Origin of the sequence: Sphingomonas leidyi (assembly GCF_011761945.1) — a bacterium.
GTDB classification, from domain to species: Bacteria; Pseudomonadota; Alphaproteobacteria; order Sphingomonadales; family Sphingomonadaceae; genus Sphingomonas; species Sphingomonas leidyi.
This window is the reverse complement of the sequence record NZ_JAASQV010000003.1, coordinates 330,374-342,849: the sequence shown is the minus strand read 5'-3', so window position 1 is coordinate 342,849 and position 12,476 is coordinate 330,374. Positions and strand designations below refer to the sequence as shown.

7 protein-coding genes are annotated in these 12,476 nt (G+C 68.6%); 6 read left to right on the top strand and 1 reads right to left on the bottom strand.

The window, feature by feature from the left end; all coding sequences use genetic code 11:
- Positions 1-219 precede the first annotated feature (219 nt).
- The 5 genes from FHR20_RS16915 (at position 220) to FHR20_RS16895 (ending at position 9,033) form a co-directional block, all read left to right on the top strand.
- Positions 220-2,517, top strand: a complete 2,298-nt coding sequence (locus FHR20_RS16915) for a TonB-dependent receptor (RefSeq protein ID WP_243857488.1) — start codon at positions 220-222, stop codon at positions 2,515-2,517.
- Positions 2,518-2,721: 204 nt separating this feature from the next.
- Positions 2,722-4,050, top strand: coding sequence for a hypothetical protein (locus FHR20_RS16910; protein ID WP_167300791.1), 1,329 nt, complete (start codon positions 2,722-2,724; stop codon positions 4,048-4,050).
- A gap of 115 nt (positions 4,051-4,165) precedes the next feature.
- Entirely contained in the window at positions 4,166-6,109 is a 1,944-nt protein-coding gene (locus FHR20_RS16905; RefSeq protein WP_167300790.1) for a CocE/NonD family hydrolase, read from the top strand.
- Positions 6,110-6,235: 126 nt separating this feature from the next.
- Entirely contained in the window at positions 6,236-7,624 is a 1,389-nt protein-coding gene (locus FHR20_RS16900) for a M16 family metallopeptidase (protein ID WP_167300789.1), read from the top strand.
- Positions 7,624-9,033, top strand: coding sequence for a M16 family metallopeptidase (locus FHR20_RS16895; protein WP_167300788.1), 1,410 nt, complete (start codon positions 7,624-7,626; stop codon positions 9,031-9,033). The genes FHR20_RS16900 and FHR20_RS16895 overlap by 1 nt, the downstream gene beginning before the upstream one ends.
- A gap of 105 nt (positions 9,034-9,138) precedes the next feature.
- Here the strand turns inward: FHR20_RS16895 and FHR20_RS16890 are convergent, their stop codons facing one another.
- Positions 9,139-11,139 carry an acyltransferase family protein gene (locus tag FHR20_RS16890; RefSeq protein ID WP_167300787.1) on the bottom strand — a complete coding sequence of 667 codons (2,001 nt, stop codon included), beginning with the start codon at positions 11,137-11,139 and terminating at the stop codon, positions 9,139-9,141.
- A gap of 125 nt (positions 11,140-11,264) precedes the next feature.
- Between FHR20_RS16890 and FHR20_RS16885 the strand changes: the two genes are divergently transcribed.
- Entirely contained in the window at positions 11,265-12,446 is a 1,182-nt protein-coding gene (locus FHR20_RS16885) for a hypothetical protein (protein WP_167300786.1), read from the top strand.
- The last annotated feature ends 30 nt before the right edge of the window (positions 12,447-12,476 follow it).

The window sequence follows — 12,476 nt, the reverse complement described above, 5'->3', positions numbered from 1 at the left end:
CTGCGCGACGACGCATCATTTCCCGGATCCGTGGTGGAGGGCGGCATATAGGTAGCTTGTTGGATTCTGTCAAATGGCCGGCGCGAAGGCCGGGCGGGCGCCCCGCTGACCGCAAATCGCTTCGCAATTGCAACAAAAATTATGCCGTGATGCAGCGTAGAGTTCATATTTGGTCCGCACTGGCCTCCTCTCGGGTCAACAGAGAAGGGGGTCGGTTCCATGACCAACAGGATGAAATTGCTCGCGGCGCTTCTGGCATCGACGGCAACGGGCGTGGCGCATGCGCAGGAGAGGCCGGCGGTGTCGCAGGAAGCGGCCGAGGGCAACGAGATCGTCGTCACCGCGCAGAAGATCGAGCAGCGGGCGAGCGACGTGCCGATCACCATCTCCGCGCTCAGCAATGCGCGGATGCGGGAACTCGGCGTGTCGGACCTCGACGAGCTGTCCGCCTATGTCCCCGGCCTCAACATCCAGGAGCAGAGCGCCAACAATCCCGGCATCGTGATCCGCGGCATCACCTCGGACAGCGGTTCGGCACAGCAGGCCGCCCGCGTCACCCTCTATTACAACGGCATCGACATCTCGCGGTCGCGCGGCGCCTATCAGGCGGTCTATGATCTCGACCGCGTCGAAGTGATCAAGGGGCCGCAGGCGACGCTGTTCGGCACCGCCTCCGCCGTCGGCGCGATCAGCATGGTCTCGGCGCGGCCGCGCGCCGGCTTCTCCGGCGAGCTGTCCGGCGGCGTCGGCAATTTCGCCCAGAGGCAGCTGGGCGGCCATCTCAACCTCGGCTCGGACGTGATCGCCGGCCGGGTCGCCTTCGAATGGAAGAAGCGCGACGGCTATGTGCGCAATCTCTCGGCCACCCAGGGCGATCTCTACGCCCAGAACCAGCTCGGCGTGCGTGCCTCGCTGCGCTTCACGCCCAGCGATGCGCTGACGGTGGATCTGATCGGCACCTATGACCGCCAGCGCAACAGCGGCACGCCGTTCATCTCGAAGCTCTATCCGACCGCGCGCGGACCGGCCGATCCGTTCGGCTATGCCAATCTTTCGGGCTCGCCGCTCTCGAAGAGCGCGCTGGGTGCCGCGAAGCTGGGGCTCAATCGCCACGTCTATGACGGCAACCTGACGATCAGCCATGATTTCGCCGACGGCTGGAACTTCACCACCGTCAATGGCTATCGCAGCTTCGACTCGCTCGAGATCTTCGATGCCGACGGTTCGGCCGCCTGGTATCTCGAATTCGCCGAGGGCGCCTATGGCTCGCAGATCAGCCACGAATCGCGCTTCGCCTATAGCGACGATCATGTCCGCGCGAGCTTCGGCTGGAACGTCTTCCACGAGAACAGCCGGCAGGAAGTGCCGTTCTCGAGCGAGGAGGGCACCTATCTCCAGTGCGCCGCCAATGTGATCAAGGGCCTGGGATGCGTCGCGCCCGACGGCACGGTCACGGCCGCGCAGGCGACCGGCCTGCTCACCCGCGGCGCGGCGACCGTGATCCCCTATCGCTCGATCTTCGGCAACAAGGGCATCAACGACAGCTATTCGATGTTCGGCGAAGTGACCTGGACGCCGACCGCGCGGCTGGAAGTGACCGCCGGCATCCGCGCGCTGATCGAGCAGCGCAAGTCGGGCTATTTCGCCGTCGCGCCGAAATCGGTGCTGACGGGCGCCCCGCTGATCCCGGGGCAGGCGACCACCAATGGCACGCGCTGGACGCAGGACAGCTTTCAGGCGTTCCTGCCGCGCTTCAACCTGCTCTACCGCCTGAGCGACGGCATCAACCTGTACGGCACGATCTCCAAGGGCCGCCGCTCGCCGACGGTGAACCAGGGTGCCGCCGCGCCCTCGCTGATTCCGGAGGAAACGGTCTGGAACTATGAGGGCGGCATCAAGGCGTCGAAGGGCATCGTCTCGGGTTCGCTCGGCGTCTATTACCAGAAGTACAGCAACTTCCAGATCTCGCGCGTCGTCACCGATGCCAATGACCCCTCGGGCCGCCCGGTCGGAGCGCAGATCACCGAGAGCGCCGGCAGCGCGAGCAATCTCGGCGTCGAAGCGGAATTGCTGCTCCGGCCGGCGTCGTGGTTCAGCGTGTTCGGCAATATCGGCTATATCGATGGCGGGATCGACAAGACCAAGGCGAACGGCGTCTATGCCGGGAACAAGTTCCGGCTCCAGCCCGAGGTCCAGGCGGCGGGCGGCTTCACCGTCGATGCGGAGATCGGCGGGGGCATCCGCGTCTTCGCGACGCCGAGCGTGACCTATCGCAGCAAGATCTATTTCGAGGTGCCCAACAAGGAGGCGATCTCGCAGGATGGCGTGATGCTGGTCAACGCAAGGGCCGGCCTGAGCTTTGCCGATCGCCGATACGAGATCGCGGCCTATGTGCGCAACGCGACCAACGAGCGCTATCTGCTCGATGCCGGCAATACGGGCGGCGGCTTCGGCAATCCGACCTTCATTCCCGCGGAACCACGCTTCTATGGCGCACAGCTGACCGGGCGCTTCTGACGACCCGGCGTGACGGAGGGGCGGGCGGCGTCCGCTCCTCCGTCAGGTTCCGCCTCCGAGGGCGCGTTGGAACTTTTCGCGTGGTCGCGCGTGCAGAAAATCCTTTCTAGACAAATGGTTAGATGCTCGCCCTGTCGCGTAATGGCAACGCCTCGGCGCAATCGGGGGAAGCCAATACCGGGTTCCATTCATTGAACCTGCGTTATGACGCAAGCACACGCCCCCATCCGCCCACGCGCCGCGCTGTTGATCGGTGCCGCGCTTTTCGCAACCTCTGCCCATGCGCAGGACGCTCCCCAGCAGGTGACGCCGCCGCCGATCATGACGACGCCGGCACCGTCGCCCGCTCCCGCACCGGCGCCGCAGGCGCAGGTGGTGATCCAGCCTTCGGCGCCGGTGGTTCAGCCGGTTCCTTCGGTCGAGGAGCAGCAGCGCGGCGTCGCCGCTGCCGATGCCCCGGTACCGGCCGAGCGCCGCGCAACCGCGACGCGGGCCGCCACGGCCCGGGCCACCGCTACCCGTGCCGCGCCGGCGCCGGCGCGGGAAGCCGCACCGGCTCGCCAGGCGGCACCTGCGGCACCGGCCGCCGAAACTCCGGTGACGCCGCCATCGCCGCCCGTCCGGACGGTGCCCGAGCCGCTTCCGCCCCAGGTCGATACGGCCCCGGCGCCCGAGGCGGCTGCGCCGGTTACGGCCGATAGCAGCACTGAGCGGAGCACCAGCACCAGCACCGGCATCGCTTGGCCATGGCTGCTCGGCGGACTCGCGCTGGTGATCGCCGGCCTTGCCGTGTTCCTGCTCACGCGTCGCCGCCGCAACGACGAAGCGGTCACCACCGAGCCCGCGCATGTCGAGCCCGCTCGTGCCAGGCCCCTGGCCCGTGCGCCGGCGGCCGAGCCGGTCGCCGCGCCCGATGCCGCAGGGATTGCCAAGGTGCCGCCCGTTGTCGCGCCCCTGGCCACGCCTCCGGCCGTCGCCGAGCAGGTCGAGGAAGCGGAGATCGCCGATGCGAGCAGGGACGACCTTGCCGGCGTCGCGGATGCGGTCGCGCCCGTCGCGCATCGCCCGTGGATCGAGCTGGGCCTGCGCCCGGTGAGCGCCGGTACCACCGAGGAGGAGGCGATGGTCGATTTCGAGCTGACCGTCGGCAATTCGGGCGACACCGCGGCGCGCAACGTCCGCATCTCCAGCTTCATGCTCGCCGACGAAGCCGAGGGCACCGAGATGGAGCGGATGCTCACCGAGCGCCGCAGCGAGACGATCGTGCCGCCGGTCTCGATCGATCCGGGCGACGGCACCCGCGTCGATGCGCATCTCGCCGTGCCCAAGGGCGATCTCGGCCGCATGTTCAATCCGGTGGTCGTTGCCGAGGCCCGCTACACGCTGCCCGACGGCAGCGAGGCGCGCACCGCGGCCGCGTTCCGGATCGGCCGCCCGGCCTATGAAGGCGGTATCGGTGCGATCGGTGCGTCGCGTCCGCACGTGACCGACGATCTCGCCGCCGAGCTCTATGGCCAGCCCGAGCACGCCTGATCCCTGAAATATCGGGGACATCGGAGCCCGCTTCTTCCGGAAGGGAGGGGCGGGCTCTTTTCATGCACGCGGTTTTGGGCCTATCGAACGCCATCCTCAGGGGAGATGATGTCACATGAAGAAGTCGCTGCTCGCGCTCGCCGCCGGAACCGCCCTCCTCGCCGCCGCGGCCGCCCAGGCCCAGGAAAGTCCCGCGCCGGCGCCGGCTCCCGCCTTCAACGACATTCCCGCCAGTTTCAGTCCGCCCGCGCTGCCGGCCGACTATATCAAGCGCGAAGTGATGATCCCGATGCGCGACGGGGTGAAGCTCTACACGGTGATGATCATCCCGAAGGGGGCGAAGAACGCGCCGATCCTGTTCACCCGCACGCCCTACAACGCCGCCGGCCGCGTCGTCCGCACCGAGAGCGGCAAGATGATCAACACCCTGCCCGAAGGCGACGAGGTGTTCGTCAAGGCGGGCTATATCCGCGTGTTCCAGGACATTCGCGGCAAGTACAAGTCGGAGGGCGACTATGTGATCACGCGCCCCCCCGTCGGTCCCCTCAATCCGACCAAGGTCGATCACATCACCGATGCCTATGACTCGATCGACTGGATGGTGAAGAACGTCCCGGAGACCAACGGCAAGGTCGGCATGCTCGGCTCGTCGTACGAGGGCTTCACCGTGGTGATGGCGCTGATGGGGCCGCACCCGGCGCTCAAGGTGGCCGCGCCCGAGAGCCCGATGATCGACGGCTGGATGGGCGACGACTGGTTCCACCACGGCGCCTTCCGCCTGGCGAATATCGGCTGGATCGGCGCGCAGACCGGCTACAAGGGCGCCGGCAAGGCGCCGCCCCGCCCGGACTGGGACGATTACGACACCTTCCGCCGCGTGGGCAGCGCCGGCGACTGGGCCAAGCAGTTCGGCTATGACCAGCTGCCCGCCTGGAACAAGATGAGCCAGCACGTCGCCTACGACCAGTTCTGGCAGGAGCAGGCGCTCGACAAGCTGCTGGCGAAGAATCCCTCGAACGTGCCGACGCTCTGGGAGCAGGGCATCTGGGACCATGAGGACATGTATGGCGCGATCCATGCGTGGGAGGCGCTGCAGAAGACGCCCCAGGCCGACAAGAACTTCCTGCTGATGGGCCCGTGGCGCCATTCGGGCTTCAACTATAACGGCTCGACGCTCGGCCAGCTCGCCTTCGAGGGCGACACCGCGCTCCAGGCCCGGCGCGACATCCTGCTGCCGTTCTTCAACGCCTATCTCAAGGACGGCGCGCCGCCGTTCACCCCGGCCAAGGCGAGCTTCTACAATACCGGCGAGAATCGCTGGGACTATCTGAGCAAATGGCCGCTGGCCTGCGACGACGGCTGCGGCACCAAGCTGACGCCGATCTACCTCAAGCCGGCCGAGGGCCTGGGCTTCGACAAGCCGGGCGCCGGTTCGGACTCCTATGTCTCCGATCCCGCCAAGCCGGTTCCGCATCTGCCGCGTCCGGTCAATTTCCAGGACGGCCGCTGGTCGACCTATCTCGTCACCGACCAGCGCTTCGTCGACGGCCGGCCCGACGTGATGACCTATATGACCGATCCGCTCACCGCGCCGGTCCGCGTGTCGGGCGCGCCGCTGGCGGACATCTTCGCCAAGACCACGGGCACCGACGGCGACTTCGTGGTCAAGGTGATCGACGTCTATCCCGACGATTACGTCACGAAGAAGGAGATGGGCGGGTTCCAGCTGCCGATCGCGATGGACATCTTCCGCGGCCGCTATCGCAACTCGTTCGAGCATCCCACCGCGATCCCGGCGAACAAGGTGCAGGAGTACAAGTTCCGCCTGCCGACGGTGAACCATGTCTTCCAGCCGGGGCACCGGATCATGGTCCAGGTCCAGTCGAGCCTGTTCCCGGTCTATGATCGCAATCCGCAGAAGTTCGTCCCGAACATCTTCTTCGCCAAGCCGGAAGACTATCAGAAGGCGACGGTGACGCTGATCTATGGCGGCGCGCAATCGAGCAGCGTGCTGCTGCCGGTGGTGCCGCTCGACCAGTCGGCGAACGCGGAGAAATAATCGGACCGGACCGGGGCGTTGCGGGCGGTCGTAACGCTCCGGCGGGGGGATCCGGCTCTTGCGCCCGGTGCCCCATGCCGTGCTAACCTCGCAATACAGTTCCCGAGTCCCAGGGGGTCCAGAACGATGAAGCATTTGAGCCTGGCGCTTGCCCTTGCGGCGGCGGCGCTCCCGGCGGCAGCGCATGCCCAGGCCGGCGCCACTGCCGCGAACAAGCTGCATGTCGACGCGCAATATTTCACCTTGCCCAACGGCCTGCGGGTGGTGCTGACGCGGGACACGATCGCGCCGACGGTGACGGTCGGCGTCTATTACGGCATCGGCTTCCGAGTGGAGCCCAAGGATCGCACCGGCTTCGCCCATCTGTTCGAGCATCTGATGTTCCAGGGATCGAAGCACGCGCCCAAGGGCGTGTTCGACACGACGATCACCAATTCCGGCGGCGTCAACAATGGCTCGACCCGGTTCGACTTCACCAATTATTTCGAGATCGTCCCCTCGGGCGCGCTCGAGCGGATGCTGTGGCTCGAGGCCGACCGCATGGCCAATCCGGTGATCGACGACGTCGTGCTGAAGAACCAGCAGGGCGTGGTCGGCAACGAAGTGAAGGTCAACGTCCTCAACCAGCCCTACAGCACCTGGCCGTGGATCGACCTGCCGATGCTGGCGAACGTCAACTGGTATAACAGCCATAATTTCTACGGGGATCTCAAGGAGATCGAGGCGGCAACGGTGCCGGACGCCCAGGCCTTCTCGAAGGAATTCTATCGGCCGAACAACGCCGTGCTCGTGATCGCCGGCGACATCGACTATGCCGCGACCCGGGCGATGGTTGAGAAATATTTCACTCCGATCGCCTCGGCCGCCCCGGTCGCGCAGCCCGACATTTCCGAGCCGCGCCAGACTGCCGAGAAGTTCAAGAGCCGGGTCGACGCGCTGGCGCCCAAGCCGGGCTATGCCGCGGGCTATCACGTGCCGACACGCGGCACGCCCGAATGGTATGCGATGGGGCTGATCGACCAGATCCTGCTCCAGGGCGACGACAGCCGGCTGTTCAAGAAGCTGGTCTCCGATACGGGCATCGCCGGCGAGCTTTCGGGCGGGATCAACGGCGATCTCGGCAACATGTTCAACTATCGCGGGCCGATGCTGTGGAGCTTCAGCTTCACGCACGACACGACGCACTCGGCCGCGCAGATCACCAAGGCGGTGGACGAGGTGATCGAGGCGCTGCGCACCACGCCGGTCAGCGCCGCCGAGCTGCAGCGCGCGCGCACCAAGATGCGCTCGGAGCTGTACGGCACCATCGACGGGGGCGGCCGTGTCGGCCTGATCGACTTGCTCGCCGTCTATGCCCTGTTCGACAACGATCCCGCCGCGGTGAACAGGATCGAGGAGGGCTTCGCCAAGGTGACGCCTGCGCTGATCCAGAAGACCGCCCAGGAATATCTCCGCAAGACCAACCGCTCGGTCTATGTCATCGAGCCCGGCGCCCAGCCCAAGGGAGGCAAGTGATGCAGCGCGCGATTCTGGCAGTTGCGGCTTTGCTCGCCGCCGTTCCGGCGCTGGCGCAGGACAATTTCCCGCCGGCCCCCCCGATCGCCGATCCCAAGCCGTTCAGGCTGCCGGCGACCGAGACCTATGCGCTGCCCAATGGGCTGCAGGTCACGCTGATCCCCTATGGCATCGCGCCCAAGGCGGTCGTTTCGCTGCGCGTGCGCGCCGGCGCAGTCGACGAGGGCGACGCCGTGTGGCTCTCCGAAGTCACCGGGGCGCTGATGAAGGAAGGCGCCGCGGGCAAGACCGCCGCCGATCTCGCCGCCGCCGCGGCGGGCATGGGCGGGCAGCTCAACGTCAGCGCCGGCATGCAGTCGACCACGGTCGGCGTGAACGTGCTTTCCGAATATGCGCCGGTCGCGATCGCGCTGGTGAGCGACGTGGCGACCCGGCCGACGCTGCCGGCGAGCGAGCTTGCCCGGGTGAAGGCCAATCTCGGCCGCCAGCTTTCGGTCGCGCTGTCGCAGCCGGGCACGCTGGCCGATGTGGCGCTGGGCCGGACCATCTATGGCGCGAACCATCCCTATGGCCGCATCATCCCGAGCGCGGCGCAGCTCCAGGGCTATACGATCGCGCAGGTACGGGCCTTCCATGCCGGCCAGTTCGGCGCGAAGCGCGCGCATCTCTATGTCGCCGGCCGGTTCGACGCGGCGGCGGTGAAGGCGGCGATCGACAAGGCGTTCGCAGGCTGGGCGGCGGGGCCCGATCCGGTGGTGCTGCAGAGCCCGCACCAGCCGGGCCCGCGCATCGTGCTGGTCGACCGGCCGGGCGCGCCGCAGGCCACGCTGCGCCTGAGCTTCGACGCGAACCGCGCGGGCACCGAGGCGGATATTCCGCAGCGCGTGACCAATGCGCTGCTGGGCGGTGCGTTCAGCTCGCGCATCACGCGCAACATCCGCGAGGACAAGGGCTATACCTATTCGCCCGATTCCGACGTGGAGTTCACTCCGGAACAGGCGCTGTGGACCTTCCAGGCGGACGTGACCACCGAGCATACCGGGGACTCGCTGAAGGAGGTCTTCAAGGAGATCCGCCGGATGCAGACCGAGCCGGTGCCGGCCGAGGAGGCCAAGGGGATCCGCACCTATATGGCCGGCCTGTTCGCGATCTCCAACTCGACCTCGGGCGCGGTCGTCGGCACGCTGGCGACGCGCGACCTGCTCGGCCTGCCGGGCGACTGGACGGAGCGCTACGTCCCCGCGGTGCTGGCGGTGACGCCGGAGCAGATGATGGCCTCGGCGACGGCTTCCTATCCGCTGGGCAAGCTCACGCTGGTGGTGGTCGGCGATCTCAAGACGGTCGTGCCGCAGCTCAAGGCCCAGCCCGAACTGGCGAACGTGCCGATGACCAATGTGACGGTGCCCTGAGCATCTTCCCCTCCCGGGAAGGGAGGGGATAGAGGCCTGGCGCCGCGATATCGCTGCGCCAGGTCCTTCCGTATTGCCAAGACCTTCGGGGAGGGGCGGCTCTCGTCACCGAACCGCCAGGATCGTCCGCTTCAGGTCGGCATAGATCAGGTCGTTGCCGAGCCCGCTCGGATGGTCGCCGTCGAAGAACAGCGGCCGGCCGCCCGGCACGGCCTCGCAGGTCGGACCGGGGCAGAAGATCGGCAGCGGGTCCCAGAGGATGGTGCTGCGCTGGCCGGCGGCCAGCTCGTGCATCGCGCGCATCACGTCGCGGCGGCGCTGGAGCATCGTCTCGCGCCCGATGGTGAGCCCGTGGCAGGCGGGGTTGGTGCGGTTGAACCAGTCGGTGCAGCGGAAGACCGGGCTGGGGAAGACCGGCTTGGGCGCCTCCAGCACCAGCCGCGCGCCGCCGGCGGCGAGGCGCCTGGTGATGCCCTGCGCTTCGGCGAGCGCGGCGGCCGAGACCGTGTCGTCGTGCCGGCCGGCCAGGTCGCGGTCCTTCTCGAACTGGTTGGCAAGGCGCGTGACGCGCAGCCCGGGCAGGAACACCACGTCGCCCGGGTGCGACCGGTTCACCACGTCCCGTTCCACTGCCGCGTACCAGTCGGCGCAGCGCGGGCGTGCCGCATGACTCATGATCAGCTTGAGATAGGGGCAGGCGGGCCGGAAATAGAGCCGCACGCTCGCACCGGTCTCGGCGACGAGCCGGCGCAGCGCGGGCGCATAGGCAAGGCCGTGCGAATCCGCGGGCACGAACAGGGTGAAGCCTCCCGGCCGGGCGCAGCGCGGCGTCCACAGCGTCACCTTGCCGCTCGCCAGCCGTTCCTCGCCGTCGATCGGCGTGCAGCCGGTAAGGTCGAGCGGCAGCGGCCGGCCGGGTTCGGCGTACCAGGCGAAGCGATCGCGGGTGACGCTGAGCGTGATGCGGTTGTGCGCGGCGATCAGCAGCTGCCCGCCGAGCCCGGCGGCCAGCACCATGGCCAGCGCCGCGGCAACGACGCGCCCGCGCGGCCATCCGGCCATCCGGCGGCTCGAGCGCAGCGGCTTCTCGACCAGGAAATAGGACAGGATCGCCAGCGTTACCGTGATGGCAAGCGCGGCGAGCTGGAGCATCGGCGTGTGCAGGCCGGCGGTCCACCGGAACAGCACGAACACCGGCCAATGCCAGAGATAGAGCGAATAGGAGAGCAGCCCCACCGCGACCATCGGCCGGCTGGCGAGCGCGCGGGGCGCGGTGCCGCCCAGGATCGCCATGATGACGAGCGCGGTGCCCGCGACGGGCAGCAGCGCGCCGGGGAAGGGGAAGAACGGTCCCTCGGGCAGCGCGAAGCCGGCGGCGATCAGCAGCGCGCCCAGCGGCGCCAGCCAGCGTTTGCCCGCGGCCCAGCATTGCCAGCGTTCGCGCGTCAGGCAGAGCAGCATGCCGGCGCCCAGCTCCCAGAAGCGCGGGAAGATCAGGTAGAAGGCGAACTTGTTCGCAAAGGCGGCCAGCGCCGCGCAGAGCAGCAGCGAAAGGCCGGACAGGATGGCTACCCACCGCACTGCCTTGGCGCCGGCCTGCAACTGGTGATGCCACCACAGGATGAACGGGAAGAACAGGTAGAACTGCTCCTCCACGCCGAGCGACCAGCTGTGGGTGAACGGGTTATAGGCTGCTTGCGGGCCGAAATAGCTGTCGGTGTCGGTCGCCAGCACGACGTTGCTGAGCCCGAGAAAGGCGAAGCGGCCGACCTGGGCAAGGCTGTTGCTCAGCCAGGCATCGGGAATGAAGAGCTGTGCGGCGAACAGCGTGGCGAGCAGCATCGCGACCAGCGCCGGCATGATCCGCATCAGGCGACGCGCATAGAACCAGGCGGCGAGCTGTCCGAAGCTGGCGAACGCGCGGCCGAGCAGCGAACCCGTCACCACGAAGCCCGAAATGACGAAGAAGATGTCCACGCCGGTGAAGCCGCCGGGCAGCGCCCCGGGCCGGAGGTGGAAGAGGATTACCGAGGTGACGGCGATGGCGCGCAGCCCGTCGATCGCCGGAATATAACCGGGGCCGTCCCCCGTTCGTTCGCCTGCCACCAATATCTCCCCAGATCGTTCGCCCTGTAAGGGACGGAACCGGCAGGGACAATCCGCCCTCGCCATGCGGCGAACGGCGCGCGGCGTGCAGCCGGCGTTCATCTTCGGAAGGCCAGGAAATGACGGTGAACGCAGGGAGGCTCAGGACTGGTTGGCTATGGGGTCTGGCCGCGGCATCGATCGCCGCGCCGCTGGCCCATGCGCAGGATGCTCCGGCCCCCAGCCCCAGCGCCGCGCCGATCATCACTCCGCCGCCTAGCGCCCGGCCGCAGCAGCTGCCGGGGGTAATCCCCGAGCGTTTCAGCATCGGCCCAGCGCCGAGCGCGACGCCGGCGCCAGCACCGACGCCGACTCCTGCACCGGTTGCCCGTGCCGCCACGCCCGCGGCCCAGCGCGCGACGCCCACGCCTCGCGCCACGCCGGCCCCGCGTGAAACCGCTCCCGTCGCAGCCGCGCCGGCCCCGGCGCCCGCCGCGGCCCCGGTTCCCCTGCCGGCCGCCACGCCGTCCCTCCAGGCCGCGTCGACGCCGGCGCCTCAGCCGACCGCGGCGCCCGCGCCCATGGCCGCACCCGCCGCCTCGCCCTGGATCTGGGCGCTCGCCGGCGCGGGCGGAACGGCGCTGCTCGGTCTGGGCGGCTGGTTGCTCCTGCGCCGCCGCCGCGCGGGAGCGGAGGAAGAAGTGTTCGAGGCCGAGCCGGTCGCGCTCCCGGCGCCGCCGGTCCAGGCGCCGCCCGGCTTGCAGCGCGCTGCGCGACCGGCCGAGCCCGTCCCGGCGCCCGTGCCGCCGGCCCGGCTCTCCCCGTCCGGCGCGGATCCTTTCGAGCTGGCGGTCAATCCGCATCGGATCGTCGCGGGCGAGGACGACGTGCTGCTCGAGTTCGAACTGCTGATCGGCAACGTCTCGGGCGCGTCGGCGGAGAATATCCGCGCCACCTTCGCGGCGATGAGCGCGCATGCCCGGCAGGACGAAGTCATCGCCGGCTTCCATGGCGGGCCGCCGGGCGAGCCGGGCGGCGCGCCCTTCGATCTGCCGGCGGGGGGTGGCGGACGGATGCCGGTGCGCGTCGCCATTCCGCGCGCGAGCGTGAACGTGGTCCAGCTCGGCGGCCGGCCGATGTTCGTTCCTATCGTGCTGATCGACCTGCGCTGGCGCGGCGGGCTGAGCATTCGCCGTTTCGGTGCCGATTTCATGCTCGGCACCGCGGGGCAGGGCGGCAAGCTCGGCCCGATCTGGCTAGACCGCCCGGCGCCGACAGGGCCGCTGGCGGCGCACCGCTATTTCGCGAAGCAGGTGGTCGCGGCCTGAACCGCACACAAGAAAGGGGCGGCCCGTTGC